We start from the raw sequence: 26,678 nt of genomic DNA, 5'->3' as shown, positions 1-26,678 counted from the left end.
GCGATGATCGCGATCACGATGCCGAGCCAGACGAGGCAGAAGGCCAGCGCCCAGAACTTGAGGTTGGTCAGGATCCTTGGCATGAGGGAACTCCAGAACTACCGAAAGGGGAAGAAAGGTCAGAGCCAGCGGTTCTTCCTGAATATTCGGTAGAGCAGGATGCAGACGCCGAAGATGACCGTCATCGCCACCGGGTAGCCGAAGCGCCAATGCAGCTCGGGCATGTAGTCGAAGTTCATCCCGTAGATGCCGGCGAGCGCCGTCGGGACGGCGATGATCGCCGCCCACGCGGTGATCTTGCGCATGTCGGTGTTCTGCTGGAGCGTGATCTTCGCCAGCGTCGCGTCCACCAGGGTGGTCAGCAGTTCGTCGAAGTTCGAGACCCGCTCCGAAACGGTCGTCAAGTGGTCTGAGACGTCGCGGAAGTACGAGCGGACCTCGTCCGGGATCAGCCGCGTGTAGCCCTCGGCGAGCCGCTGCAGCGGCGTCCCCAACGGCATGACGGCGCGGCGCAGTTCGAGCACCTCGCGCTTCATGAAGTAGATCTGCTCGGCGCTCACCTTGGAGCGCGGCGCGAAGACGTGCGTCTCCATCTCGTCGATGTCCGACTCGATCGCCGTGGTGACGTCGAGGTAGTGGTCGACGACGTGGTCCGCGATCGCGTGCAGCACCGCGGACGGCCCGAGGTCGAGCCGCTCCGGATCCTGGTCGAGTTCGCGGCGCAGCCTCGCGAGCCCCGAGTGGTTCCCGTGCCGCACGGTGATCACGAAGTCGCGGCCGAGGAAGGCCATCAGTTCGCCGGTCTCGACGATCTCGTTCGCCGTCGCGGGCGACTCGTGCTCGACGTACCGGACGGTCTTCAGCACCATGAACAGCGTGTCGTCGTAGCGCTCCAGCTTGGGCCGCTGGTGTGCTTCGAGCGCGTCCTCGACGGCCAGCTCGTGCAGGCCGAAGGTGTCCGCGATGCCCTGGATCTGGACGGCGTCGGGTTCGTGCAGGCCGATCCAGACGAACCCGGCGTGCCGCTTGCGCACCTCTTTGATGGCCTCGGCGTGTGTCCAGCGGCCGGGCAGGCGCTTGCCCTCCACATACACCGCGCAATCGACGACGTACGCCGAAAGGGGGACGGGCAGCGGGCGTTCGGGGACGCTCTTGGCGCGGCCGTTGCTCCGGCCGCGAAGGCCGCCGAGCGAGGGAATGGCAGGCATGGGATCTCCTGGGCAGACGTCGTGCGTTGAAGCGCGAAGACGACGGGCCAAGCGGTCGGGGAGCCGCTCGGCTAGGCCAGCGTTCCCGGTTTCGTCAGCCCTGCCAGGTGGGGATCCGGCGAGATGTGAAGGCGGAAACGCTGCGACTACTAGGAAGCGGACTATCGCCACTGGACATCGGGTTCCTCACCTCCTTCGGCTCGGCGGACGGTTACGCAGTGGTGTGGGTCGCGTTGACGACCCGACACCAATGGTCGAGGGTACTCCTCAACACGAAGGCCTGTCGTTCCAGGCTCACGCCGCGTTACTCGTGCAGGAGGAATGGGTGCAGTTCGGTCGCTATTACGAAGAGTTCGAGGTCGGTGCGGTCTACAAGCACTGGCCGGGCAAAACGGTCACCGAGTACGACGACCACCTGTTCTGCCTCATCACCATGAACCACCATCCGCTGCACCTCGACGCGCATTACGCCGAGGAGACCACCGACTTCGGCAAGAACGTCGTGGTCGGCAACTACATCTACTCGCTGCTGCTGGGGATGTCGGTGCCGGACGTGTCCGGCAAGGCGATCGCCAACCTCGAGGTCGAATCGCTGAAACACGTGAAGCCGACCTTCCACGGCGACACCATCTACGGCGAGACCGAGGTGCTGGACAAGACGCCGTCGAAATCGAAGGACGACCGTGGTGTCGTCTACGTCGAGACCCGCGGCTACAAGCAGGACGGCACGATCGTCTGTGTGTTCCGTCGCAAGGTGATGGTGCCGAAGCGGTCTTACGGTGACTCCAGGGGCGGTGAACAGCCCGGCCGTCCCGTGCCGCACGAATAATGGGTGTCACGAACGGGAAAAGGGAGCGCGTCGATGCCCATCGGGCTGGATGAGATCAAGGACCGTCTGCGGAAGTTCGCGACGGTCGAGGCGGCCGGTGTTTCGCCGCTGTACGAGCACCTGGCGGCGAAGGCGGCCGAGGACGACGACGTCGCCGGGCTGCTGACGGACGCTCGCGGCGGTGAAGCACGCGGAACGCTGCTCATGGCGACCGCGCACCGGCTCATCCAGGCCGACCCCATCCACCCGCTCTCGCGGTACTACCCGTCCGTCGGCGGTTTCGACGGCGTGGACTCGGAGACGTGGCCCTTGTTCCGCTCGTTCCTGCTGGAGCGGGCGGACAAGGCGCGCGCGATCATCTCCTCGCGGTACACGCAGACCAACGAGGTCCGCCGGGCCGCGTTGCTCTACCCCGCGGTGACGGCGGCGGCGAAGGAGGCGGGCGGCAAGATCGCGCTGCTCGAGGTCGGCTGCAGCGCGGGCCTGCTCCTCGGCCTGGACAAATACGCCTACCGTTACCAGTGCGACGGCGGCGAACAGCTCACCGCCGGGCCCGCGAAAACCGCCGTCGGCCTGCACTGCGCGCTGGACCTCGCGCCCGGCGCCGTCACGCCGAAGGTGCCGAAGAAGCTGACGATCACCGCCCGCGCAGGCCTCGACCGCGCCCCGGTGGACCTGGCCGACGAAGACGAACTCGCCTGGCTCGAAGCGTGTGTCTGGGCCGACCAGCCGGACCGGATCCGGCTCCTGCGCACGGCCGCGGCGGCACAGGGCAAGCAGCGGCCGGAGCTGATCGCCGGCGACGCCGTCGACGATCTCGCCTCGGCGGCCGCCACGCTGCCCGCCGACGCCCCGCTCGTCGTGCTGACCAGCCACGTGCTGGCGTACCTGGGGGAGCGACGCGCCGACTTCCTCGAAGCGCTCCGGAAACTCGCCGCGGACCGGCCGCTGTGGTGGGTCAGCGAGGAGTTCTACGCCGCCGCACTGGAGCCGCTGGTGCCCGGCAGGGCCGATCTGGCCGAACCGGTGGATCAGGCCGTGCTCGGGCTCGTCCGGTGGGAGTCCGGCGTCCCGGACGTGCGGGCGCTGGCCAGGACGGCGCCGCACGGGCAGCGGATGACCTGGTTGCCCGTTTAGCGTTTCCGTGGATCGCTGACGGCGAGGGGTGGGTCGAGAGGCGTTGGACGCGGCCAGGTAGGTGCCGGCCCGGTCGTGAGTGGCGTTTCGTGTTCTAACCCGAATCGCCACTCACGACCACCCTGGGCCGAACGGGTACTTCCGCGCGCCTGAGTGGACGTCACGCGTGATCAGACGGACGGCATGCGTGAGGGGGCGGTCGGCGCGAACCCGGCCGGAGCCCCGTCAGCGACTGATGGTCGTTAGCGTTTCCGCTCTTCGAAGGTGACGGGAAAGCATCGGCGAGGATAATTTTCACCTTGCGCACTGCTTTATCCCGCGTCTTTCGGGCTAACCGGTCGGCAGCACTCCCCAGTCGCGGAGAGTGACGAACAGGAGTTCGGCCAGCCGGCCGCCTTTGTCGAGTTCGATCAAGGTTTCGGCGTCGATCCACCGGGCGTCGGTGGCGTCGTCCCCGGCACGGAGAGTGCCGCCGGCGACCGTGCAGGCGTAGTCGTGGATGTCGTACGGGCCGCGGCGGACGTTGCCGACAGGTGTGCCCGGTATCACGTCGAGCCCGGTCTCTTCACGCATCTCGCGAATGACGGCCGCTTCGTCCGTTTCGCCTGGTTCGACGCGTCCGCCGGGGACCGACCACAGTCCACGTCCGGGTTCATTCGCGCGCCGGATCAGCAGAATCCGGCCGAGTTCGTCGTGGACGATGCCGCCGACACAGCGGACGGTGCTGTCCGAAACGGTGTTCATTCCCGAATGGTAGACGCGGGCTTCCTGACAATGGCTGTCCTGTACACGGAGAGTAGCCGTGCGGTACACTTCCCCCTGCCGGCTGACCCAAGCGCGGGACTTCTCTCCCGCGCCGGTGGAAGGTGCGGTACAAAATGAATGGTCAGTATCCGCAGTCAGTCACCGTAAGAGACAGGATTGATCGCTGTGAACGCGAAAAAGCTCCTCACTTTCGCAGGAATCGCGTTGGTGCTGTTCTTCGTGATCGCGCAGCCAGGTCAGGCCGCGGGCCTCGTGGGAAACATCATCGGCTTCCTGCGTGACTCGGCCGAATCGGTGATCACCTTCGTCAGCAACGTCTTCAGCTAGCGGAGGAGCGGATACTCTATCGGTATGTTCGCCCCACGCGATCCAGACGAGTATCTCCTCGACACCGAGCGGCGGGTCATCAGGATCCGCCGTCACTGGGCGGTGCTGCTGTGGGACACCTTCGAGGCGGTGGCCTTGCTGGCCATCTGCGTCCTGGTGTCCTACCTGCTGCCGCCCGCCGCGTGGGTCATCCAGAACATCCTCTGGTATGCCGCGTTGCTCGTCATCCTGCGCTTCGCGTACGTGGTGATGGAGTGGTGGGTCGAGCGACTGGTCGTCACGGACAAACGGTTCGTGATGACGACCGGCGTCTACACCACCAAGGTGCTGATGATGCCGATCACCAAGGTCACCGACCTCACCTACGAACGTTCGGCCTGGGGCCGGATGATGGGGTACGGGACCATGGTGGTCGAGTCCGCCGGTCAGATCCAGGCACTGAACCGCATCGACTACCTGCCGAAGCCGGAAGAGTTCTACGACACCATTTCCGAGCTCGTCTTCGGCGACAAGCAGAAGCAGGCCGAGCGCTTTTCGATGATCAAGGCGCAGCGTGCGGCCCGCGGCAAGAAGAAGGTCGGTTAGCGCAGGTCCCGGGGTCGCTGTGACCTGGCGCATCGTCGATACTGATCCGCGATGCGCATCGACCTGCACGCCCACTCCACCGCCTCCGACGGTACCGACAGCCCTGCCGGGCTGATCGCCGCCGCCGCGAAGGCGGGCCTCGACGTCGTCGCGATCACCGATCACGACACCACGGCCGGCTGGGCCCCGGCCGCCGAGGCACTTCCGCCGGGGCTCACCCTGGTGCCCGGCGCCGAGCTGTCCACCATCTCCGTCGACCCGGTGACCGGGCGGCACATCAGCGTCCACCTGCTCGCGTACCTCTTCGACCCGGAGTCGGCGGCGGTCGTCGCCGAGCAGACCCGGCTTCGGTCGGAGCGGCGCTGGCGGCTGCGGGTGATGGCCGAACGGATGGCCGCCGACGGTCTCCCGGTGGATCCCGACGAGGTCATGTCGCTGCTTCCCGAGGACGGTTCCGCCGGACGTCCGCATCTCGCGCAGGCCTTGGTGCGTGCCGGTGTCGTCTCGTCGGTCAACGAAGCCTTCGCGAGCTATCTAGGCAACGGCAGCGGATACTTCGTGGCGCGGCAGGACACGCTCGTGGAGGACGCGATCGACATGATCGCGGAGGCGGGCGGGGTCACCGTCATCGCGCATCCCTTCGCTTACACGCGCGGGGCGACCATCAGCGTCGACGTGCTCGCCGGGCTGGCCGAGCACGGGCTCACCGGCGTCGAGGTCGACCACCCGAACCACGACGAGGAGACCCGCGTCCGGCTGCACGGGCTGGCGGGGGAGCTGGGGCTCGTGCGCACCGGGTCGAGCGACTACCACGGCACGAACAAGACCATCGACCTCGGCGACGAGACCACCGATCCGCTCGCGCTCGAAGAGCTCGTCGCGCGGTCCACCGGCTATCAGGTCGTGACCCGGTGACGATCACGGACTTCTTCGACGCGCGCCTGTTCATGAGCGCGACGATCACGCTGATCGTCATCATGGACCCGCCCGGCACGGTGCCGGTGTTCCTCAGCCTGACCGGCCGCAAGTCGGTGGCGTTCCGCGCCAAGGCCGCGCGGCAAGCGGTGCTGGTGTCGTTGTTGGTGATCTCGCTGTTCGCCGTCGCTGGACAGGCGATCCTGTCCTACCTCGGCATCGGGATCCCGGCGTTGCAGGGCGCGGGCGGGCTGTTGCTGCTGCTCATCGCGCTGCAACTGCTGACCGGCAAGACCGGCGGCGAGGCCGAGGCGGCGGGCGACGACGTCAACGTCGCCCTCGTCCCGCTCGGGACGCCGCTGCTCGCGGGCCCGGGTGCGATCGCCGCGACCATCGTCTTCGTACGGCAGGCTGATGGCCACGTCGGAGCGTACGTGGCTCTCGCGCTTTCGATCGTGACGGTGCACTTCGTGCTGTACCTGTGCATGCGGTACTCGGGCGTGGTGATCCGGCTGATCAAGGAAAGCGGGATCACGCTGCTGGCGAAGATCGCCGGTCTGCTGCTGGCCGCGATCGCGGTCGAGCTGGTGGCGAACTCGGTGAAGGGCTTCATCTCGGGCACGTGACGGCCGGGTGGTAGCAAAGGTCCCTTGCTCCTCCCGCCTCGCGCTCCCGCCTGCCCGATGCAAGGAAAGGCTCTTTCCTTGCAAATTTCGCAAGGAAAGAGCCTTTCATTGCACGCCCGACCCACCCGGCCCCGTGCGGACCACCGCCCGGCCGCGGGTGGTAGCAAAGCTCCCTTGCTCCCTTCGGCGGGGATCCCCTCGAAAAGTGTCGGTGGGGGTGCGTAGCGTTGCGCGCGGGGTGATCCGATGGAGCAGATTGGTTTCGACTTCGGCGTCGAAGCGCCGCGCAAGCTGACGAAGGTCTCGCCCGCGCGCCTCGCGACGTTCGAAGACTGCCCGCGCCGCTACCGCATGTCGTATCTGGACCGGCCGTCCCCGGTACGCACCGGCGCGTGGGCGCACAGCACGCTGGGTGCGGTGGTGCACAACGCTTTGCGGGCGTTGTTCGACCTGCCGGTGGTCAAGCGCGTGCCGCAGCGGGCGATGGCGCTCGTCGCCGAACACTGGAAGGACGCCGGGTTCGAAGACGCCGACCAGGCCGCCCGGTACCGCGCCAGGGCCAAGGCCTGGGTCGCGGAGTACGTCGAGCACAACGACGTCAGCGTCGATCCGGTCGGGCTGGAGCGCTGGGTTTCGGCGCCGGTCACGCTCGAACCGGGCAGCGGGCCCAGCCTCATCATCGAGGGCCGCGCAGACCGGATCGATCAGCGTGGCCGGGAATTGGTGATCATCGACTACAAGACCGGCCGTCGTGAGCCGGACGAGTACGAGGCACGTTCGTCGCAGGCCTTGGCGTTGTACGCGGTCGCGGCCGCCAGGACCCTGCGCACGCCGTGCTACCAGGTCGAGCTGCACCACGTGCCCACCGGCACCATCGCGGCCGCCGAGCACACCGAGCAGAGCCTCAAGCGGCATCTCCAACGCGCCGACGAGACCGCCGGGGACCTGCGGCTGGCAACGGATACCCTGGACGCTGGCGGCGACGAGGACGTGTTGTTCCCGGCGCGCCCGGGCCGCCGTTGCTCATGGTGCGACTTCCGGCCCAGTTGCGCGGCGGGCCAGGAGGCCGGTCCCGCGGCTCAGCCGTGGGAGTTGCTGGCGCCCTAGATTCTCGAAACCCGACGATTGGACAGGCGAGGACGTGTCGTCACCGGACACCGAAGAGCTCGCGACCACCCCACCGCCCGCGGACGAGCCCAAGACGCCCGAACGCGGCCGGTTCTGGCGCGGGCTGACCGGATCGCTCGCGGCCGGGATGGTCGTGCTCGCGGTGTGCGTCCTCGCCATCGCCGGGATCTGCCTGCTCACCGGGGCGCCGGGGCCGGGGACGCTGATGCTGATCGGACACCCGGTCGCGGCGGTCCTCGCCTTGCTGGCACAGCGGGTCGCCGACACCCGTAATGGCCGTGTCGCGGGCTTCGCCGGTCTCGGTGTCGTGGTGAGCGTGACGGCCGCGCTGAGCCTGTTCTGGTGGAGCTGACCACGGCAGGAAAGTGCCAGTTCGACCGAAAACCCCTTCCTCCCCTGCGAAACTGTGGCTCACTGGGCACGTCGTGGAGAACACGCTGCCCCGCAGCGAGGACGAAGGGCACCGTTGAAATGACCTACCCACCCCAGCCAGGACAGCCCGACGGCCAAGGCGGGCAGCAGTACCCGGGACAGCAATACCCAGGGCAGCAGTACCAGCAGGGCGGTTACGACCAGAGCGGCGCGTATCCGCAACAGCAGCAGTACCCCGGCTACGGCCAGCAGCCCTACGGTCAGAACCAGCAGTACCCCCAGGGCTTCGGCGGGCCGCCCGCGCCGCCGAAGAACAACAAGACCGGCCTGATCGTCGGCATCGCCGCCGCGGCCGTGGTGGTGATCGTCCTGGGTATCACCGGATTCGTCGCTCCCGGCTTCTTCCTGGGCGACGACAAGGCCGACAAGGCGGCGGGCCCCGAGGACACCGCGCAGGCGATCGTCGACGGTATCAACGCCCATGACAAGGCCGGCTTGACGGCGCTCAAGTGCAGCGACGCGGAACAGGATGTCGTCCAGTCCATCGAGCGCGTCAACGACGTTTCGAGCGCCACGCTCGACGGAGTCACGAAGGTCTCCGAAACCGAGTACACGGTGACAGTCACGGTGACCGTCGAAGGACGAGCCCGGAGCGGTTCCGGCAAGCTCGCCTCCGAGGGCGGCAAGTGGTGCTGGAAGGAAATCGGACGGCTGCGGAGCAAGACCTCGACGACGACGCGATGACGGCGGGCCGGTAGCAAGGGACCTTTGCTACCACTCTCCGGTCACTTGAGGGCGACGACGGTGGGGCCGCGCTGCTCCAGCAGCACCGGCCCGACCGAGGAGAGCAGCACCGGGCCGGTGTAGCCGCGCCTGTCGACACCGACGGTGCGGATGGTCGCGCCGGTCGTCTCGTCGAGTACGGCCAGCCCGCCCTGGATGGGCACGACCAGCTGTTCCCCGAAGGTCACGCCCGGACCGGTCGAGTTGTTCAGCGTCCAGCGCGGAGTGAGGTCGTCCCGCGAGAACGCCATGGTCTTCGAGCCGGTGAACCAGTAGACGCCCTGCGCGGTCCACGACGTCGTCATGACGCCGCCCACCGGATCCTGCGTGATCTCGGCCTCGGGCACGTCGAGCGGATACGCCGACTTCTGCAGGCCGTCACCGCTGTAGATGACCAGCAGTTTCTGTTCGGGCAGCACGATCAGCGCGAGATCGCCGGACATCGCGACGACCTTCGCGTTCTTCCCCGCGAGCACGGTGCTGTAGTCGACCTTCGGGTCGTCGGCCTCGTCGTTGGTCGCGCGGTAGACGGTGAAGCGGTCGGCCGGGTCGCCGGGGCAGCGCTCGATCACGCCGATCTTGCCCGCCGCGGCGGCCACCGTGCCGTAGGTGCAGCCCGTCCTCGGCTGCTTGTTCGGGTTCACGATGGCGGGGACCTGGCCGTACTCCATGCTCTTGACCAGGTCGTCGCGCCAGGTGTTCAGCAGTTTCTTGCCGGTCGTGGTGACGTGCGATCCGTCGACGACCAGCCTCGTGCCGAGCTCCGCGTCGCCGTTGCGCTGCGCCGTGCGGCGCCCGGTGCCCGCGTCGAGCTGGGTGACCTCGCTGCAGCCGGTGTCCTTGCGGTACACCGCGTCCACCTTGATCCCGGCGAGGGCGACGGTGCACAGTTCGAGATCGCGCGAGTAGCGCCAGCGGACGTCGCCGGTGTACGGATCCCGTCCGAGTACTTCGCCCTTGTCGGCGGTGACGACGCTGTTGGCCTCGCCGATCGGGACGGGGGTCGACGCGCTCGGCGCCTGCCACAGTTCGCTCAACGAGCCGGGAACCTGCGCCGGCGCGGGCGGGAGCCCTGGCGGCAGGGTGGTCGCGACCTGCGCGACCGTGGCCGCGTTGTCGCTGGTCACGCCGATGACGACGCCGGTGACCGCGACGACCACGACGATCGCCGCGGCGATCATGCGGTCCCGTTTGCGGTTCCACGGTGAGGGCCGGGCGCGTTTCCCGCCCAGCGGCGGCTCGGTGGCCACCGGCTGAGCGGGGTCGGCGTCCAGCACGTCCTCGGTGCCGATCGCGTTCTCGGCCGTCTCCGGCTCGCCGCCGTTCGACTGCTCGGGATCGGCGGGCACGGGCCGCGCCGGTTCGTTGTCCGGCGCGGCGTCCCAGCGTTCGCTCACGTGCCCCTAGCTCCCCACGTCTGCGGTCTGAAAACCTCAGTCTGCCGACGCAGGTGTATCAGAAGTCGCCGACGGACGGCGACGGCGGCGTCGGCGAGCCGGACGCTCGGCGCTGTCGCCCGCCTCCTTCTCGACCGCCGGACCACTGACCTCGGGGCTCGGCTTCGCGGCACCTCGGCTGCGGCGACGGGTCCGCGTGCGGCCCTCGGCCGCGGCGTCGCCCTCGGTGCCGTCCGCCGAAGCCGCCGCGGCGGCGTCCGCCGCTTCGATCTTGGCGGCCGCGTTCGCGCCGCCGCGGGTCCGCTTGCGCGGCGCGCGGTTGCGCTTGCGGGGAGCTTCTTCGTCGGTGGCGGCGCGACCACGGCCGCGGCGCTTGCCGCCCAGGTCCTCTTCGGCCTCGGCCGAAAGACCGGCGCGGGTCCGCTTCGACAGCGGCAGGCGCCCGGTGGTGCCCTCCGGGATGCCGAGGTCGCTGAACAGGTGCTTCGACGACGAGTACGTCTCGACCGGCTCGGGCTTGTCCAGGCCGAGGGTGTCGGAGATCAGCTTCCAGCGCGGCTCCTCGTCCCAGTCGACGAGGGTGATCGCGACGCCGGTACGCCCCGCGCGGCCCGTGCGGCCGATGCGGTGGACGTAGGTCTTCTCGTCCTCCGGCGTCTGGTAGTTGATCACGTGCGTGACGTCGTCGATGTCGATACCGCGGGCGGCGACATCGGTGGCGACCAGCACGTCGACCTTGCCGGAACGGAACGCGCGCAGCGCCTGCTCGCGGGCGCCCTGGCCCAGGTCACCGTGTACGGCGGCGGCCGCGAAGCCGCGCTCGACCAGCTCGTCGGCGACCTTCTGCGCGGTGCGCTTGGTGCGGGTGAAGATCATCGTCAGGCCACGGCCCTCGGCCTGCAGCGCGCGGGCGATCAGCTCGGGCTTGTCCATCGAGTGCGCCCGGTAGACGAACTGGGTGGTGCGCTCGTGGATGGCGCCGGCGTCGTTCTCCTCGGCGCGGATATGCGTCGGCTGGTTCAGGAACGTGCGGGCCAGCGTGATGATCGGACCCGGCATGGTCGCCGAGAACAGCATCGTCTGGCGCGCGTCCGGGACCATCCGCAGGATGCGCTCGATGTCGGGCAGGAAGCCCAGGTCGAGCATCTCGTCGGCCTCGTCCAGCACCAGGCCGCGGATCTTGCCGAGCACCAGGTGCTGCTGCTCGGCCAGGTCCAGCAGACGGCCGGGCGTGCCGATGACGACGTCGACGCCCTTGCGGAGCGCCTCGATCTGCGGCTCGTACGGGCGGCCGCCGTAGATGGCCAGCGTGCGGATGCCGAGGTGCTTGCCCGCGCCCTTGAGGTCGTTCGCGACCTGGATGCACAGCTCACGGGTCGGCACGACGACCAGTACCTGCGGGGTGCCGTCGCCGGGGACCTCGACGCGGTGCAGCAGCGGGACGCCGAAGCCCAGCGTCTTGCCCATCCCGGTGCGGGCCTGGCCGATCAGGTCGTCGCCGGCCATGGCCAGCGGCAGCGTCAGCGCCTGGATGGCGAAGGTGCGCTCGATGCCGGCCTCGCCGAGGGCCTTCACGATCTCCGGCTTCACGCCGAAGGAGGCGAAGGTGGGGGATTCGGGCTCCACCGGGGCGCCCGCCTGCAGCGGGTGCGACGTGTCCAGCGCGGCCGGACCGGTCTCGCTGTGCTCCAGCGCGACGGCCTCCGGGACGCCGGTGGTGGTGTTCTCTTCGGTTGTGGTTTCGTTCGTGGTCAGGGTGCTCGCCTCTCTCGTGACCAGCGCGCACTGCCCTGGTCACCGATCGACACTCGACCACGAAATTTCGCTCGGGCTCCGCGCTACTGGCGCTGGAGCGGCCCTTCGTGGGAATGCCGCAGGATGGCGTGCACGCACATCATTCTTGTGCTGACCGGGGCCACACCGGCTGTCCTTCAGCCGCAGCGGCGTCCCGATCCGGGACGGAAGATCCGTCGTATCCGGCGGCCAGTCTACCTGATCTGCGGTTTTTCGATAGCCCCCGACTCGCCAACCGGCGTGGGATCGGTCTCTTCCGGACCCGGCGGGTGTGTTCGGCGATACCCTTTCCGCCGTGACCGAGGCAAAGCAGATCAGTGAAGGCGTAGTCGATTTGCTCGGCGTACTCGCCTATGGGGAATTGTCCGCATTCGATCGCATGGCCGAGGACGCGCGCACCGCTCCGACGCTGTCCGGACGGGCCGCGCTGGCGTCGATGGCGGCCGCCGAGATCGGGCACTACGACCTGCTCGCCAAGCACCTCGGGGGGCACGGCGTCGCGATCGAAGACGCGATGCGGCCCTTCGTCGGGCACATCGACGCCTGGCACGCCTCCACGGCGCCGCGTTCCTGGCTCGAGTCCCTGGTGAAGGCCTACGTCGGCGACGGGCTCGCCGCGGACCTCTACCGCGAGATGGCCAGCTGGCTCGACCCCGAGACCAAGGACCTGGTGCTCACCGTGCTCGCCGACACGGGCCATTCCGCGTTCGCCGAGCGCGAAGTCGCGGCCGGTATCGAGGCCGACCCGAAGGCGCGCGACAAGCTCGCGCTGTGGGGTCGCCGTCTGCTGGGGGAGGCGTTGACGCAGGCCCAGTACGTCGTCGCCGAGCGGGACGGGCTCGCCGAGCTGATCGTCGAGGGCTCGGGAGACCTTTCGGGAATCGCCGCGCTCTTCCGCCGGTTGCAGCAAGGGCACACCAAGCGCATGCAGGTGCTGGGCCTCGGCTGAGGTCACTTCGGCTAGCCTTGGCGCACCAGTAAATTTCGAACTTTCAAGCGGAGGTCCCACGTGGAGGTCAAGATCGGCATCAAGGACACGCCGCGGGAGCTCGTGGTGTCCAGCAGCCAGTCGCCCGACGAGGTCGAGGAACTGGTCGCGAACGCCTTGAGGGCCGGCGACGGGATCTTCCGCCTCGACGACGAAAAGGGCCGTAAGTACATCGTGCCCACCGACCGGATCGCCTACGTCGAGATCGCGCCGTCGGATGTTCGCAAGGTCGGCTTCGCTGTTGGTGGCTAACCCGATCGGGTTGTAGTCGGATGTCACAGTGGCGTCACCGCCGCGTCTCAGCCAGCTCTCAGATTTGATCGTCACGCTAAGGCGGGGACGGCAGGGGGCTAGCCGAGAAATGAGGTGGACGGCGTCACTGTGATGGACCGCGCGCTGGTCGACGGCGTGCGCACTGTTCCCGACCAAGGCAAACGGGCCGTAGGGCGGCTGACCGGTATCGACGTCGCCCGCGGCCTGGCCGTTCTCGGCATGTACGCGGTGCATGTCGGCCCCGATCCGGCCAAAGGCGGCGTCGGGGTGCTTTTCAAACCGTTCGAAGGCCATTCCGCCGCGTTGTTCGCGGTGCTGGCCGGGGTCTCTATCGCGCTGATGTCCGGCGGACGCCGTCCCAAAGAGGGCCGCGACCGGACCCGTGTCGCGCTGAAACTGGCGACCCGCGCCCCGCTCCTGGTGGCGCTGGGGCTGTGGCTGACCAGCCTCGAAACCGGCTACATGGTGATCCTGGCCTACTACGGGGCCTGTTTCCTCTTCGCGATCCCGTGGCTGCGCGCGGGCGCGAAGGCGCTGGCGATCGCGGCGGTGACCGTCGCCGTGGTGGGCCCGCTGCTCTCACATCTGATCAGGGCGCAGCTGCTTCCCCGTGACCTGCTGTTCTTCGCGCCGGACCTGACCGCGGACGACGTCACCTCGACCGGGCTGCTGAAGGCCGCGACCGTCCTCGTCCTGACCGGCACGTTCCCCGCGTTGACGCTGATGGCGTACGTGTTCGCCGGGATGGCGATCGGGCGGATGGACCTGACCTCGCGCGGCGTGTGCCGGCGGCTGTTCTTCGGCGGTTCGGCGCTCGCGGTGGGCGGGTATTTCGTTTCGTGGCTCGCGACCGGGCCTCTCGGTGGCATGCAGGCGATCTACCGTTCTTTGGAACCGGCCGCCGCGCAGATGGGCATGACGCCGCCGGAATTCCTGCGGCTGCACCAGACCTGGATCCACGGCACGCCGCCGACCACCAGCTGGGCGTGGGAGCTGCTGCCGACAGGGACCTCGTACACGCCGTTCGACCTGCTGATCTCGATCGGGATCGCGGCGGCGGTGATCGGCGGCTGCCAGCTGCTGATGCCGAAGTTCGAGCGCGTGCTTCGGCCGCTTTCGGATCTGGGTGGGCGGGTGCTGAGCGCGTACGTGCTGCATTTCGTGGCGATCGCGCTGCTGTGGGACGAGAGTGACGGCGATTCGATCTTCAGCGTGCTGCACTTCGTCGAGTTCTCGGTGGTGGCGCTGACCGCCGCGGTGCTGTGGCGGAAGTTCGTCGGGCGCGGGCCGCTGGAATGGGCGATGAACAAGCTGTCGAGCTGGCCGAAGTACCTGGTGCCCAGTGCCCGCGTGCCCGCTCAACGGCGGGGCTGACCTGCGAAGTGGTAGCAAAGGTCCCTTGCTCCCCGCGCTCACGGGAAGTACATGAAGGCCCCCTTCCTCGCGCTAGACACAAGGAAGGGGGCCTTCATGTACTTCCGCCTGGTCAGGCGTTGAGTTCGTTCAGTTCTTCGAGGCTGGTCGGCACGTGGAAGGGCGGCGTGCTGGTGCCCATGATGCGGTAGCGGTCCCACGGGTCCGGGTCGGAGAGCTCGCCCTTCGCGCTGTACTCGCCCGCGCGGATCTCGACGGCGGTCTTCTTGCCGCCGGCGGCCGCGGACACCTGTTCGTTGGTGGCGACGCGGCCGTACCAGCGGTAGTACCCGTCGATGGGCTGGAAGTAGCCCCGCAGATCCACCGTCGTCGCGATCTCGGTCCCGTCGATCACGAGGACCGCTTCGCCGGCGTAACCGTCTTCGTCGTGCTCGCTCACTGTGCCTCCGATTCCTTCCGCATTTGGACGACCTTGTTCTCTTCGAGCGGCAGGTTCGGGTCGATGACGATGCCCTGCTGCCGGGAGAGGCCGTCGATCGCGGCCCAGATGATCTGCGTCAGGTACTCGACGACGCTGTCGCGGCCCATCGAGCGCCGGTCCAGCCACCATTCGCCGGTGCTCTGCACCATCCCGACGATGCCGTGCGCCCACGGTTCGGCGGCGCCGGAGTCCATGTTGAACATCCGCATGTAGTCGCCGAGCAGCGCGGTCAGCGCGGTGGCGATCAGTTCCTTGTCCTCGGCGACGACGTCGGATTTGACGACCACCTTCTCCTGCAGGCCGCCGCGTGCGAGCAGGCGGTACAGGTTCGGGTGCTCCTCGATGACGCTGAAGAAGGAATCGAGCGCCATCCGGATCCGGGGGACCGGGGCGAGCTCGGAGTTGATGGCCGGGATCAGCCGCTGGAAGAGGATCTCCGTGCCGCGCTGCCCGAGCGCGACGTACAGATCCGCCTTGTCGTCGAAATGCCGGTACAGCACAGGTTTCGTGACGCCCGCTTCGGCGGCGACGTCCTCCATGCCGAGGTCCGGGCCGTGCGTGTCGAGCGCGCGAAGGGCGGCCTCGACGAACTCCGCGCGGCGCGCGATCCGGTGCTTGCGCCAGCGGTCGCGGCGGGCGTCGCCCGTGTCGGCCTCACCCGCCGTGGGGTGCTTGCTCGACTGCTTGCTGTTGCGCTTGACACGTTCGATCACCCAAGTCATGCTACCAGAGGTAACTGTTACCACGAGTTACAGATAGGGGTGTGTCGGCAATGACGCGGGCGCTGAAGGAAACAGACCGGGAGAAGACAGCCGAGCGGCTGCTCAAGTCCTCCGCGAACAAGTTCTACGATCCCGACGTCGACATCGACTGGACCGCCCCGCTCGTCGACGGGAAGCGCTTCATCCCGGCACACCGTTCTTCGCTCTACGGCACGAAATTGTGGGACTCGCTGTCGGAAGAGCAGCGCATCGAACTCGGCAAGCACGAGGTCGCCAGCGTCGCCACGACCGGGCTGTGGTTCGAAATCCTCCTGATGCAGATGCTGCTCAAGGAGGTCTACGAAGAGGACCCGACCAGTTCGCACGCCCAGTACGCGTTGACCGAGATCGCGGACGAATGCCGTCACTCGACGATGTTCGCGCGGATGGCTTCGCGGATCGGCTGCCCGTCCTACGGGCCGGTGCCGTGGTTGCGGCGGCTGGCGAAACTGATGCCGGCGATCAGCTACGGCCCCGCGCGCTACGGCGCGATCCTGGTCGCCGAAGAGGTACTCGACCGGCTTCAGCGCGAGCAGATGAACGACCCGGACATCCAGCCGCTGGTCCGCATGGTCAACCGGATCCACGTGCTCGAAGAAGCCCGGCACGTCACCTTCGCCCGCGAAGAGGTGACTCGGGGGATGGCGAAACTGTCGAAGAAGGAAATCGTCTATCAGCAGTTCATCATCGCGCTTGTCTCGTATTTCGTGACCCGGGCCTTCATCAACCCGAACGTCTACAAGGCCGTCGGCATCCGTCCGCGTGACGGCGTCGAGGCCGCGCTGAACAACCCCAACTGGCGCGAAAGCATCCAGTGGGCGGGCGAGAAGATCATGCCGTTCCTGCAGGAATCCGGCCTGGTCGGCAAACCGGGCATGTACTTCTGGCGCAAGTCCTTCCTGCTGCCGGGGAAGCGATGAGGAGCGTCAAGCAGCGCGACGCCGTCTCGTGGGACCCGTCGCGGCAACATCGGTTCGTGACCGGTGACGGCACCGCCCTGCACGTCGAGACGAGCGGGCCCGCCGACTCCGAGCTCACGTTGGTGCTCGTGCACGGCTGGACGCAGGACCATCGGACCTGGGACGGCGTGGTGTCGCGACTCGGCGACTCCGTCCGGACCCTGCGCTACGACCTGCGCGGCCACGGCGGTTCCGCGCCGGCGAAACCGGGGACGGCCACGATCGCGACCCTCGCCGACGACCTCGCCGAGCTCATCCAGGACCGCGTCCCGAACGGGCCGATCGTGCTCGCCGGACACTCCATGGGCGGTATGACGATCATGGAACTGTCCCGCAGGCATCCCGATCTCGTGGCCCGGCGCGTCGCAGGGGTCGCGTTCGTCGCCACGTCGTCCGGTGAGATGGACCGGATCACCCTCGGCCTGCCGGGGATCGCGGGCAGCGGCGCGGCGAGGTTCGAACGGAGGCTCGCGAAGCTGCTCGCGAAGAACCGCCGGGACGCCTTGCCGCTGCCGCTGTCGGTGGTGCGGCCCGGTGCGCGGTTGCTCGTCTTCGGGCGGCGGCCTCAGCGCGCCGACGTCGACTCGGTCGCCGAGCAGTTGCTGTGCGCGCATCCGGCGAGCGTCGCGGGATTCCAGGACGCGATTTCGCGGCACGACTGCCGGGTGACGCTGGCCGCGCTGCAGGGCAAGCCGGTGATCGTGCTGGCGGGGGAGCGGGACCGGCTCTGTCCGCCGCCGCACGCCAAGGTCATCGCCGACGAGCTGCCGGAGGCCGAGTTCGTGCGGTATCCGGGGGCGGGGCACATGCTTCCGCAGGAACGGGCTCAGGAGGTTTCGGACCGCATCGCGGCGCTTGTCCGCCGCGCCGCGAGGGTCTGAAAGGGGAGCAAGGGACCTTTGCTACCACTTCTCTCGACATTGAGACAGGTGGTAGCAAAGGTCCTTTGCTCTCTTTCTGCAGGTCAGGGTCCCGGGTGAGGTGGTTGTGCTCGCCTGAAGGGAGGGTGCGTGGGATCAGGCGGACGACACGCGTGATGGAGTCGGCGGCGCGAGCGGCTCGTCACTGAGATCCAGCATCGTGCCCTCAGACTGTCCTAAAAGGATAATTCTCGAGATCAAGGCGTCCAGTTTGGGCACTTTGCGCAGTATTGCCCGGGGGTCGTGAGTGGCGATGGTCGTTCTAACCCTCTTTACCACTCACGACTCCCCGCAAAACCGGACTTACAAGCATAAAGCGGGCCTATGCTGCCCGGAAAGTGACCGCCCCTCAATAACCGCCCAGACTGGGCCAAGTGGCTTTCGCGACGTGTGGCCGGCGCGGGTGGTAGCAAAGGTCCCTTGCTCCCTTCAGAGGGACGTGTAGCCGTTCGCCAGGAGCCGGACCCCTGCCTCCTGGTAGGCGTCCTGGTCGTCAACGGCGAGCGTGGCCAGCCCGTCGACATAGCGGTTGAACATGCAGAACGCGGCCGCGATCAGGACCGTGTCGTGGATCTCGACGTCCGTCGCGCCCTCCGCGCGGGCGGTCTCGATCAGGTCTTCGCCCACCGACTTCCCGCTTTCGCGAACGGCGAGCGCGACATGCAGGAGCGCCTTCAGCTTCGCCGACACGGGGGCGTCGTCGACGTCCTTCCACGCCGCCTCTACGACCGGCATGCCGCCTTCGAGCGCTTCGGCGGCGACGGCGGCATGACTGCGTGAACAGAACGTGCAGTCGTTGCCGCGCGAGACGACGGCGCCGATCAGTTCGCGTTCGCCCACGCTGAGGCTGCTCGGGCCGCGAAGCAGGACCTCGGCGAGCTGCCCGAGCGGCGCCGCCGTCTCCGGCCGGTAGGCGAACAAGGCGGTGATGCCGGGAAGGTTCTCGTCGAGCGCGATATGCGGCATGGTGACTCCTCGCGGATCGGCAACGCGGTCGCTTTGATTCATAGCCGAAACCCGGCTCGTCGCGATGCCGCTGGATTGCTCGACATGAGAGCGAGGGGCATTGGGCGTCCGCGTCAGGTGAGCTAGCGTGATCTTTTCGACTGGGGAGTTGGAACGATGAAACGAAACAGATCGATCCTGTCCGTTTTCAGCCTCACCATCGCCGTGGTCCTCGGAGCGGCCCTGCTCACCAATCTGGGGCGCGAGACCACCGAAGCCGGCGACGCGGAATTCACCGGCGCCGGCCGGGTCGTCATCCGTGACGCTTCGATGGTGCTCACGATGGATCCCGGCCTCGGCGAAGGACCGCTCGGCGCCCTCGCCGACGCCGACGTCGTACTGGAAGGCGCCAAGATCAAGCAGGTCGGCAAGGACCTCGACGCCGGCACCGCGAGAGTCGTCGACGGCCGGGGCAAGATCGTGCTGCCCGGCTTCGTCGACCTGCACAACCACCTGTGGCAGTCGCTCATCCGCGGCTGCGCGGCCGACAAGGAACTCATCGGCTGGCTCGGCAAATGTGTCATCCCGCTGTACCGCGCCCCCGTGACCGACGCGGACGCGTACGCGGGCACGAAACTCGCCGCGGCCGACGTCGTCTCGACCGGGATCACCACGGTCACCGACTGGTCGCACGCGTTCAACACCGACTTCGCCAAGGGCGGTCTCCGCGCGCTCGGCGAGTCGAAACTGCGGTTCCTCTACTCCTACAACGGCACCACCGATCCCGCGCTGCAGAACGAGATCCGCCGCGTGAAGCGCGAGGTCATCGATCCGAACCCGTTGGCACGCCTGCAGATCGGCACGCATCCGTCCACGGGGAACTTCCCGAGCGTCGAAGCCTCGGAGAAGCTCGCGCGCGAACTCGGCGTCTCGCTGAACGTGCACCTGCTCGAATCGAAGGCCGATCTGACCGCCGGGCAGATGGACGCGCTCCGGCGCGCGAACGCGTTGCACTCCGGGCTGGTGGCGAACCACGTCATCCAGACCACCGACGCCGATCTCGACGAACTCGCGGCCGCCGGGGTCGGCGTGGCGCACAACCCGCTGTCGAACATGCGGCTCGCGTCGGGCGTCATCCGGCTGCCCGAGATGAAAAAGCGGAACATGAAGGTCGGGCTCGGCCTCGACGGCGGCACCAACGACACGAGCGACATGTTCAACGTGATGCGTGCGGCCGTCGGTCTCCAGCGGGCGACCACGACGGATCCGGCGGTCTACCCGACCACGACGGACGTCCTGCGCATGGCGACCCTCGGCGGCGCGGAGGCGCTCGGGATGGACAAGGAGATCGGGTCGCTGACGCCGGGCAAGCGGGCGGACCTCCAACTGGTCGACGCCCAGGCGGTCAACTTCGCGCCGAAGGTGGACTGGGTGAATCAGCTGGTCTTCAACACCCAGCCCGCGAACGTCTCATGGGTGTTCGTCGACGGGCGCGTCCTCAAGCGCGAAGGCCGCGTGGTCGGTATCGACACCGCGAAGGTCGTCGCCGACGCCCAGGCCGCCGCCGACCGCCTGAAGAAGCTCCTGCCCCAGTGACCTGACGCAATTCGTCCTCTGAATGCGATCGTTGCGCGTGCAAGGATCGCATTCAGAGGACGAAACGCGGGGTCAGTGCTGGAGCGGGAAGCCACCGCCGATGCCTCGCCAGGCGAGGTTGGCGGTCAGCGCGACGGCCTCTTCGCGGCTCATCGACTTGTGGTGCGCCAGCCAGAACCGCGCGCTGACCTGCGAGAGGCCCACCAGGCCGACGGCGAGCAGCCGGGCTTTGTCCTCGTCGAGGCCCGCGTCGGCGGTGATGGTCTCGGTGATCGCGTCGACGCTGGCCGACGTCGCCCGGTCCACCGCCTCCTGGACGGCGGGCTCGCCGCGCAGGTCGGACTCGAAGACCATGCGGAACGCGCCGGCGTCGTTGTTCACGAAGTCGAAGAACGCGCCGACGGTCGCCGGCACGCGCTGCTTGTTGTCCGACGTGGAGTCGAGCGCGTCCTTGACCCGCCGCACCAGTTCGTCGACGTGGCTCTCCAGCAGCGCGATGTAGAGGTCGAGCTTGCCGGGGAAGTGCTGGTAGAGGACCGGCTTGCTGACTCCGGCCTCTTCGGCGATCTCGTCCATCGCGGCGGCGTGGTATCCGTTCGCGGCGAACACCCGCTGCGCGGCGGCCAGCAGCTGGGCGCGGCGTTCCGTTCTGGGCAGGCGGACGCCTCGGGCCTGCAGTCGCGCCATTTCTGTCATCGTTCCTCCAGTAGCCGCGGGCTCCGCGGGGCGGGGTCACCGCCGCGTGAAGTGAGCTCGAGATTACTCGCCGGTACGGCCGGACCGCCAAGGGTCGGGCATCCTTGATGCTGTGTCTTCTTCAGTTTCCCGTGCCGCCGGGGGCCGCTCTCCGCTGACCCATGTGCCGCTCTCGCGCAGGTCATTGCCGTCGCTGGACCCGGCGCCGCCCCCTTGGCCCGGGGAAACAATAGGTGTCGGCGGGGTGAAATTGCACATCCGCCGGACTCCGGGCGGTCCCGAGACGGCCGTCTATGTCCACGGTCTCGGGGGATCGTCCACGAACTGGACCGACCTCGCCGCCCTCTTGGCGCCCCAAGCCACGGGCACGTCGGTCGATTTGCCGGGTTTCGGCTACTCGGAGCCGCCCGACGACTTCGACTTCAGCCTCGACGCGCATGCCGAGGTCGTGGCGAGCCACATCGAGAGTCTCGAAGCGGGGCCGGTGCACCTGTTCGGCAACTCGATGGGCGGCGCCGTCGCGCTGCTCGTCGCGGCCCGCCGCCCGGAGCTCGTGAAGACGCTGACGCTGATCTCGCCCGCGATGCCGGATCTCCGGCCCAGCATGAAGCGGCTGTCCGATCCGCGGATGGCGTTCGCGTACCTGCCGCTGATCGGTCCGGCGGTGCGCCGCCAGCTCGCCGCGCTCGGCCCGCGCGAACGAGCCATGCAGGTCATCAAGCTGTGCTTCGCCGACCCGGGCCGCTTCGCGCAAAGCCGGCTGGACGAGCTCGAAGAGGAACACAGTGCCCGCGCCGGGTTCGCCTGGGCCGCCCCCGCGCTGGCGCGCAGCACGTTCGGCATCTTCCGGACGTGGTCCGCGCGCGGTCCCGCGTCGCTGTGGGCGGTCGCGCCGACCGTCGACGCGCCGACGCTCGTCGTGTGGGGGCAGCACGACCGGGTGATCTCCGTCCGGCGCGCCGAGCGCACCGCTCGGCTACTTCCGCACGCGCGGTTGCTCGTTCTGCCCCGAACCGGCCACGTGGCGCAGATGGAACGCCCGAATGTCGTAGCGAAGGCCGTTTTGGGGATGTGGGAATCGGTCGAATCGGGCACGTGGTAGCCCATTCGGGTGGGTAGGACACGCCGGGCGAAGCGCCGGTCGCTCACAACATCACAGTTCGGTTATGGCACCCTGGTGCGCGTGGATCGGGTAAAGCAAGGCGCGCAGGGCGAGGGTCGGCGGTCTCAGTACTCCGCATCCGCCCGCCGTCCGCCGCGCGCCCAGCCCCGGTCCTCCGACGTGCCGCGCACAGGCCAGTACCGGCCGACGCCGCCACCGTCGCAGCGGCTCGACGAGGACCGTTACCGTCCCGGCGGCCGCCGGACCAGCGCCCAGCCGCTCAGCGCGTCCTGGAAGCCGCACGAGACCGGCGCCGCGAAGGCCAAGGCCGCCAAACGCAAGGGCGGCATCGGCCAGTTCGCCAAGACCTACGGCTGGCGCGTGTACGCACTGCCGATCCTCGTGGTGATCACCGCGCTGGTCGTGTTCAACACCGCCACCGGCCCGGCCGAACCGATCGCCTCCGACGGCACGACCCAGGCCGCGGCCGATGGATCCGCGGGCAACGGCGGCGAGCCGGGCGCGGGGGTCGACGGAGGCGGCGATGTCCTCCCGGAGAACCCGGCCAAACCGGTCGACCTCAAGATCCCGACCGCGGACCTGCCCAAGGGCGGCCCCTTCACCGAGTCCGGCAAGGGCACCTATCACGTGGTGCCGGGCAAGGGCGACAAGGTCGGGACGGGCCAGCTGTACACGTACACCATCGAGGTCGAGGACGGCATCGATCAGGCCAGCTACGGCGGTGACGACAGCTTCGCCGCGATGGTGGAAGGCACCCTGTCGAATCCCAAGAGCTGGACGTGGGACGGCAAGAAGGCGCTCCAGCGCGTCGACGCGAGTTTCCCGAATCCGACCTTCCGGGTGAGTCTCACCACACCGAACACCACGCATCGCGCGGACGTCTGCATGTTCCAGATCACCTACGAGACGTCTTGCTACCGCTCGAGTTTCGACAAGCGCGTGGTGATCAACCTCGCCCGCTGGGTGCGGGGGGCGCTGGCCTTCGAGAGCGACATGACCGGGTACCGCCAGTACGCCATCAACCACGAGGTCGGGCACGCCCTGGGCGGAAAGCACGTGGGCTGCCCGGAGAACGGCGCCGTCGCGCCCGTCATGATGCAGCAGACCTTCGGCGTCTCGAACGACTTCGTGGCGCAGCTGAACAATCTCCCCGGCGGCGACCGCGGCAAGGTGCCGGCGGACGGCAAGGTCTGCAAGCCGGGCTCCTGGCCGAATCAGACACCCTAGTCCACGCCGTCTCACCTGCTGGAACATCCCAGGATATGAAACAGGGGAAGTCGTTTCCGCCTGTCGGTGTTGTAGATACTGGGATGCGACCCGCGATCCACGCGAGATGGAGGACCCGATGTCAGGCACGCTGCCGCCGCTCGTCGAGCCGGCCGCCGAGCTCACCAAGGAAGAGGTGGCCCGGTACAGCCGTCACCTGATCATCCCGGACGTCGGGGTGACCGGGCAGAAGCGGCTGAAGAACGCCAAGGTGCTGGTCATCGGTGCCGGTGGCCTCGGCAGCCCGGCGCTGCTGTACCTGGCCGCGGCCGGGGTCGGCACGCTCGGCATCGTCGACTTCGACGAGGTCGACGAATCGAACCTGCACCGCCAGGTCATCCACGGACAGTCCGACATCGGCAAGCTCAAGGCCGCGTCGGCGCAGGAGACGATCGCCGAGATCAATCCGTTCGTGAAGGTGCACCTGCACACCGACCGGCTCGAGTCGTCGAACGCGCTCGAATTGTTCGAGCAGTACGACCTGATCCTCGACGGCACCGACAACTTCGCGACGCGGTACCTGGTGAACGACGCCGCCGTGCTCACCGGCAAGCCCTACGTGTGGGGCTCGATCTACCGGTTCGAGGGCCAGGCGAGCGTGTTCTGGGAGGACGCGCCGAACGGCAAGGGCCTCAACTACCGCGACCTCTACCCCGAGCCGCCGCCGCCCGGCATGGTGCCGTCGTGCGCCGAGGGTGGCGTGCTGGGCGTGCTGTGCGCGTCGATCGGCTCGATCATGGTCAACGAGGCGATCAAGCTGATCACCGGTATCGGTGAGCCGCTGCTGGGCAGGCTCGTCAGCTACGACGCGCTCGAGATGAAGTACCGCGAGGTCAAGATCCGCAAGGATCCGGAGACCCCGAAGATCACCGAGCTCATCGACTACGAAGCGTTCTGTGGTGTCGTGTCCGACGAAGCCGCTTCGGCCGCTTCGGGAAGCACGATCACTCCGGCGGAACTCAAGGCCAAGTTCGACAACGGCGACAACTTCGCCCTCATCGACGTCCGCGAGCCGCACGAGTACGAGATCGTGAACATCAAGGGCGCGACGCTGATCCCGAAGGACAAGATCCTTTCGGGCGAGGCGCTGTCGGAACTGCCGCAGGACAAGCCGATCGTGCTGCACTGCAAGTCGGGCGCGCGTTCGGCGGAGGCGCTGGCGGCGCTGCACAAGGCCGGGTTCAAGGACGCGACCCACCTCGGTGGTGGCGTGCTGGCCTGGGCGCGGCAGATCGACCAGAGCCTGCCGACCTACTGACGTTTTGCGCGTGAAGGCCCCCTTTCCTCGGCTGAGTCGAGGGAAGGGGGCCTTCACGCGCGGAAGCGCCGGGCCTTGGGTGCCCAAAGTGGTAGCAAAGGTCCCTCGCTCTCTTCCCGCAGCTCGGCGCGGTGACCGTGTGGATTTCGGGTCATCTGACGCACCAAAATCCACACGGTCCGTGGGCGCCGTTACGCGGAGTACGGGGTGTGTGGAAATGGGGACACTCAACGTCCCTATTTCCACACACCTCCACTCGCCGCGCGGGTGGTAGCAAAGGTCCCTTGCTCCCCCGAGCGTCAGTAGCCGATCGAGCGGCCGGTGAAGATCGCCCGCACGAAGGTCGTGAACCCCGCCAGGACATCGGTCCGGTTCCCGCCGCGCGACTTCGGCACGGCGGCGATGATCTCGGCGTCGGTCAGCGGATGGGTCTTCCCGGCCAGTTCCCGCAGTTCCTCGGGTTTCCAGTTGTGATTGCCCGCGACGTGCACCGACAGTGTGCCGCGGCGCTGCACGAACTCGATCCGCTCGGCGTCGCGCCGCACGAACTCGCCGTCGCCGACTTGGGCGCACGTCGCGTTTTCGAGGCGCCAAGCGGTCTTCACCGCTGTCTCGCAGCTCTCGACGACGTCGGTCGCGAAGGTCCAGACGGGCGATATCCACAGCTGGGGCGCGTACTCGACGATCAGCGACCCGGAGTCTTCGGTCGTCTTGGTCGGGAGCCGATGCGGGCCGAGATCCGCGGCGAGGGTGCGGTCGTGCGGGACCCCGGTCGCGGCGAGCCGCCGGGCGGCGGTGTCCGAAGGCAGCGACGCGGGGACGGCGATCCCGCCCGCGACCAGCGCGATCAGAAGGACTCCCGCGCCCAGCCGGACGCCCAGCCCCCGCGTGAACAGACCCGCGACGAGCAGCACCGGCACCCCGAAGAACGGCACCGCGAACCAGGGATCGAACGCCTCCGCCACCTCCAGCACGAAGATCGCGCCGAAAACGCCGGAGATCCCCGCCACGAACGCCCACGCCAGCCGCGGCCAAGGCTTCGCGACGGCCGGAAAAGCCTCTGGCGCCGCGAAACCGACGACGTAGACCATCCCGATCGACGCGAGCGGAACCGGCAGGGCGATCCACGGGACGTGCAGGAACGCGGCGAGCAGGAGCAACAGGCCCACGGTGACCGCGCCCAGTGTGCCGAGCAGCCACAGTGAACCGAGCGCGAGGGCGGTGAGTTGCCCGTCGGTGAGGCGGCGCTGCGCCGTTCGGGGGAGCACGGTCGAAGAATGGCAGGTCAGAAGCGATCGTGTCATGAGTATCGCTACTCAAGACCAGCGCGTCTTCTCGTTCGTGGCACGGAAGACGGGGTAACGTGCCGAGCCGTGCGTGCCACCCTTCAGAGCCCTCCCGAACACGTCTGTGCGGCGTTCGGCGGACGTACCGGTGACGCGGAACCGATGCCCGGCACCGATTCCTGGCGCTACAACGATCTCGTGCTCAAGCCGGTCGTGGACAAGTCCCGGACCCTGTGGACGGCACGGGCGCTGGAGGCCGTCGACGAGCCGGGGCTGCGGGTCGCGAAACCGGTCCGGTCCAGTGACGGCCGGTGGGTGGTCGGCGGCTGGTCGGCGAACCGGTTCGTGTCCGGCACGGCCGAGCACCGGTACGACGAGGTCGTGCACGCGGCGATCAAACTGCATCGCGCGACGGCCGGTCTGCCCCGGCCCGATTTCCTGGGACGGCGCACCGATCTAGAGGCGCTGGCCGACAAACTCGCCTGGGGCGAGGCGGACATGTCCCTCGACGAGAACAAGGGCGGCCGCTGGTTCGAGGTACTGGCCGGGTCCCGAAGACCGGTCAAACTACCCGACCAGGTCGTCCACGGGGAACTCCTCGCCGGCGTGCTCTTCGACGGCGACGCGGCGCCCGGCATCGTCGATTTCGTGCCGTACTACCGGCCGGGTGAATGGGGCGCGGCGATCGTCGCGGTCGACGCGCTGGCCTGGGGCGGCGCGACCATCGATCTCCTCGAACGCTGGGCGCATCTCCCCGAATGGCCGCAGCTTCTCCTGCGGGCCGTCCTCTTCCGCCTGGCTGCCAACGCTCTCGACCCGCGGTCGACCCGGGCGGCGCACGACGGACTTCGTGCCGCCGCCCGGGACGTGAGCGCCGTGCTGTAGG

Annotated in this window: 28 protein-coding genes; 19 read left to right on the top strand and 9 right to left on the bottom strand. The window is 68.2% G+C overall.

Going from position 1 to position 26,678, the window contains the following annotated elements; all coding sequences use genetic code 11:
• Positions 1-119 precede the first annotated feature (119 nt).
• Complete coding sequence (gene corA / locus ED92_RS00735) at positions 120-1,208, bottom strand: magnesium/cobalt transporter CorA (protein WP_037332108.1); 1,089 nt, start codon at positions 1,206-1,208, stop codon at positions 120-122.
• 250 nt (positions 1,209-1,458) lie between these two features.
• On the opposite strand from corA, the gene ED92_RS00730 reads away from it, so the two are divergent.
• Both ED92_RS00730 and ED92_RS00725 read left to right on the top strand, forming a co-directional pair.
• On the top strand, positions 1,459-2,037 hold the full coding sequence (locus ED92_RS00730; RefSeq protein WP_225949972.1) for a MaoC family dehydratase: 579 nt from the start codon (positions 1,459-1,461) through the stop codon (positions 2,035-2,037).
• Positions 2,038-2,070: 33 nt separating this feature from the next.
• The gene (locus ED92_RS00725; RefSeq protein ID WP_037332105.1) at positions 2,071-3,174 is read left to right on the top strand and encodes a DUF2332 domain-containing protein; all 1,104 of its coding nucleotides are present in this window, start codon (positions 2,071-2,073) and stop codon (positions 3,172-3,174) included.
• 330 nt (positions 3,175-3,504) lie between these two features.
• On the opposite strand, the gene ED92_RS00720 is transcribed toward ED92_RS00725, so the two are convergent.
• On the bottom strand, positions 3,505-3,918 hold the full coding sequence (locus ED92_RS00720) for an NUDIX hydrolase (RefSeq protein WP_037332103.1): 414 nt from the start codon (positions 3,916-3,918) through the stop codon (positions 3,505-3,507).
• Between the two features lie 186 nt (positions 3,919-4,104).
• Here ED92_RS00720 and ED92_RS42935 point away from each other — a divergent pair, with 186 nt between their 5' ends.
• The 7 genes from ED92_RS42935 (at position 4,105) to ED92_RS00690 (ending at position 8,636) form a co-directional block, all read left to right on the top strand.
• The gene (locus ED92_RS42935) at positions 4,105-4,266 is read left to right on the top strand and encodes a hypothetical protein (RefSeq protein WP_005167589.1); all 162 of its coding nucleotides are present in this window, start codon (positions 4,105-4,107) and stop codon (positions 4,264-4,266) included.
• 24 nt (positions 4,267-4,290) lie between these two features.
• Positions 4,291-4,851, top strand: coding sequence for a PH domain-containing protein (locus ED92_RS00715; RefSeq protein WP_016331479.1), 561 nt, complete (start codon positions 4,291-4,293; stop codon positions 4,849-4,851).
• 51 nt (positions 4,852-4,902) lie between these two features.
• The gene (locus ED92_RS00710) at positions 4,903-5,766 is read left to right on the top strand and encodes a PHP domain-containing protein (protein ID WP_037332102.1); all 864 of its coding nucleotides are present in this window, start codon (positions 4,903-4,905) and stop codon (positions 5,764-5,766) included.
• Complete coding sequence (locus ED92_RS00705; protein ID WP_016331481.1) at positions 5,763-6,392, top strand: MarC family protein; 630 nt, start codon at positions 5,763-5,765, stop codon at positions 6,390-6,392. The genes ED92_RS00710 and ED92_RS00705 overlap by 4 nt, the downstream gene beginning before the upstream one ends.
• A gap of 246 nt (positions 6,393-6,638) precedes the next feature.
• Positions 6,639-7,499, top strand: a complete 861-nt coding sequence (locus tag ED92_RS00700; RefSeq protein WP_037332100.1) for a PD-(D/E)XK nuclease family protein — start codon at positions 6,639-6,641, stop codon at positions 7,497-7,499.
• 34 nt (positions 7,500-7,533) lie between these two features.
• Entirely contained in the window at positions 7,534-7,872 is a 339-nt protein-coding gene (locus ED92_RS00695; protein WP_037332099.1) for a hypothetical protein, read from the top strand.
• Between the two features lie 119 nt (positions 7,873-7,991).
• A complete protein-coding gene (locus tag ED92_RS00690; RefSeq protein ID WP_037332097.1) occupies positions 7,992-8,636 on the top strand; it encodes a hypothetical protein in 645 nt (214 codons plus the stop codon).
• Between the two features lie 41 nt (positions 8,637-8,677).
• Here the strand turns inward: ED92_RS00690 and ED92_RS00685 are convergent, their stop codons facing one another.
• Positions 8,678-10,072, bottom strand: coding sequence for a hypothetical protein (locus ED92_RS00685; RefSeq protein WP_037332096.1), 1,395 nt, complete (start codon positions 10,070-10,072; stop codon positions 8,678-8,680).
• Between the two features lie 36 nt (positions 10,073-10,108).
• Entirely contained in the window at positions 10,109-11,698 is a 1,590-nt protein-coding gene (locus tag ED92_RS00680; RefSeq protein ID WP_037332095.1) for a DEAD/DEAH box helicase, read from the bottom strand.
• Positions 11,699-12,161: 463 nt separating this feature from the next.
• Here ED92_RS00680 and ED92_RS00675 point away from each other — a divergent pair, with 463 nt between their 5' ends.
• From ED92_RS00675 to ED92_RS00665, 3 genes are all read left to right on the top strand, one after another.
• Positions 12,162-12,815, top strand: coding sequence for a ferritin-like fold-containing protein (locus ED92_RS00675; protein WP_037335764.1), 654 nt, complete (start codon positions 12,162-12,164; stop codon positions 12,813-12,815).
• Between the two features lie 60 nt (positions 12,816-12,875).
• Positions 12,876-13,106, top strand: coding sequence for a DUF3107 domain-containing protein (locus ED92_RS00670; RefSeq protein ID WP_005167610.1), 231 nt, complete (start codon positions 12,876-12,878; stop codon positions 13,104-13,106).
• Between the two features lie 114 nt (positions 13,107-13,220).
• On the top strand, positions 13,221-14,501 hold the full coding sequence (locus ED92_RS00665) for a heparan-alpha-glucosaminide N-acetyltransferase domain-containing protein (protein ID WP_037332093.1): 1,281 nt from the start codon (positions 13,221-13,223) through the stop codon (positions 14,499-14,501).
• Positions 14,502-14,613: 112 nt separating this feature from the next.
• Here the strand turns inward: ED92_RS00665 and ED92_RS00660 are convergent, their stop codons facing one another.
• Both ED92_RS00660 and ED92_RS00655 read right to left on the bottom strand, forming a co-directional pair.
• Positions 14,614-14,940: a DUF4873 domain-containing protein gene (locus ED92_RS00660; RefSeq protein ID WP_016331491.1), complete on the bottom strand. Its 327-nt coding sequence runs from the start codon at positions 14,938-14,940 to the stop codon at positions 14,614-14,616.
• A complete protein-coding gene (locus ED92_RS00655) occupies positions 14,937-15,704 on the bottom strand; it encodes a TetR/AcrR family transcriptional regulator (RefSeq protein ID WP_037332089.1) in 768 nt (255 codons plus the stop codon). The genes ED92_RS00660 and ED92_RS00655 overlap by 4 nt, the downstream gene beginning before the upstream one ends.
• A 50-nt stretch (positions 15,705-15,754) precedes the next feature.
• On the opposite strand from ED92_RS00655, the gene ED92_RS00650 reads away from it, so the two are divergent.
• Complete coding sequence (locus ED92_RS00650; protein WP_037332087.1) at positions 15,755-16,663, top strand: diiron oxygenase; 909 nt, start codon at positions 15,755-15,757, stop codon at positions 16,661-16,663.
• Complete coding sequence (locus tag ED92_RS00645; RefSeq protein WP_037332085.1) at positions 16,660-17,583, top strand: alpha/beta fold hydrolase; 924 nt, start codon at positions 16,660-16,662, stop codon at positions 17,581-17,583. The genes ED92_RS00650 and ED92_RS00645 overlap by 4 nt, the downstream gene beginning before the upstream one ends.
• A gap of 468 nt (positions 17,584-18,051) precedes the next feature.
• Here the strand turns inward: ED92_RS00645 and ED92_RS00640 are convergent, their stop codons facing one another.
• Positions 18,052-18,588, bottom strand: coding sequence for a carboxymuconolactone decarboxylase family protein (locus ED92_RS00640; protein ID WP_037332083.1), 537 nt, complete (start codon positions 18,586-18,588; stop codon positions 18,052-18,054).
• Positions 18,589-18,744: 156 nt separating this feature from the next.
• On the opposite strand from ED92_RS00640, the gene ED92_RS00635 reads away from it, so the two are divergent.
• Positions 18,745-20,163 carry an amidohydrolase family protein gene (locus ED92_RS00635; protein ID WP_037332081.1) on the top strand — a complete coding sequence of 473 codons (1,419 nt, stop codon included), beginning with the start codon at positions 18,745-18,747 and terminating at the stop codon, positions 20,161-20,163.
• 72 nt (positions 20,164-20,235) lie between these two features.
• Here ED92_RS00635 and ED92_RS00630 read toward each other — a convergent pair whose 3' ends face one another.
• Positions 20,236-20,859 (bottom strand): TetR/AcrR family transcriptional regulator, encoded by a 624-nt coding sequence (locus ED92_RS00630; RefSeq protein WP_037332079.1) that lies wholly within the window; start codon positions 20,857-20,859, stop codon positions 20,236-20,238.
• Positions 20,860-21,103: 244 nt separating this feature from the next.
• On the opposite strand from ED92_RS00630, the gene ED92_RS00625 reads away from it, so the two are divergent.
• The 3 genes from ED92_RS00625 to moeZ all read left to right on the top strand — a co-directional run bounded on the left by ED92_RS00625 (position 21,104) and on the right by moeZ (position 24,506).
• Complete coding sequence (locus tag ED92_RS00625) at positions 21,104-21,961, top strand: alpha/beta fold hydrolase (protein ID WP_037332077.1); 858 nt, start codon at positions 21,104-21,106, stop codon at positions 21,959-21,961.
• A gap of 81 nt (positions 21,962-22,042) precedes the next feature.
• Positions 22,043-23,209: a DUF3152 domain-containing protein gene (locus ED92_RS00620; RefSeq protein ID WP_037332076.1), complete on the top strand. Its 1,167-nt coding sequence runs from the start codon at positions 22,043-22,045 to the stop codon at positions 23,207-23,209.
• Positions 23,210-23,327: 118 nt separating this feature from the next.
• Complete coding sequence (gene moeZ / locus ED92_RS00615) at positions 23,328-24,506, top strand: adenylyltransferase/sulfurtransferase MoeZ (protein ID WP_016331501.1); 1,179 nt, start codon at positions 23,328-23,330, stop codon at positions 24,504-24,506.
• Positions 24,507-24,805: 299 nt separating this feature from the next.
• Here the strand turns inward: moeZ and ED92_RS00610 are convergent, their stop codons facing one another.
• Positions 24,806-25,774, bottom strand: a complete 969-nt coding sequence (locus tag ED92_RS00610) for a hypothetical protein (protein WP_235213169.1) — start codon at positions 25,772-25,774, stop codon at positions 24,806-24,808.
• Positions 25,775-25,879: 105 nt separating this feature from the next.
• Here ED92_RS00610 and ED92_RS00605 point away from each other — a divergent pair, with 105 nt between their 5' ends.
• The gene (locus tag ED92_RS00605; RefSeq protein WP_037332073.1) at positions 25,880-26,677 is read left to right on the top strand and encodes a TIGR02569 family protein; all 798 of its coding nucleotides are present in this window, start codon (positions 25,880-25,882) and stop codon (positions 26,675-26,677) included.
• Position 26,678: the final 1 nt, after the last annotated feature.

The organism is Amycolatopsis sp. MJM2582 (genome assembly GCF_000754115.1).
GTDB lineage: Bacteria > Actinomycetota > Actinomycetes > Mycobacteriales > Pseudonocardiaceae > Amycolatopsis > Amycolatopsis japonica.
This window is presented reverse-complemented; position numbering and strand designations above follow the sequence as displayed.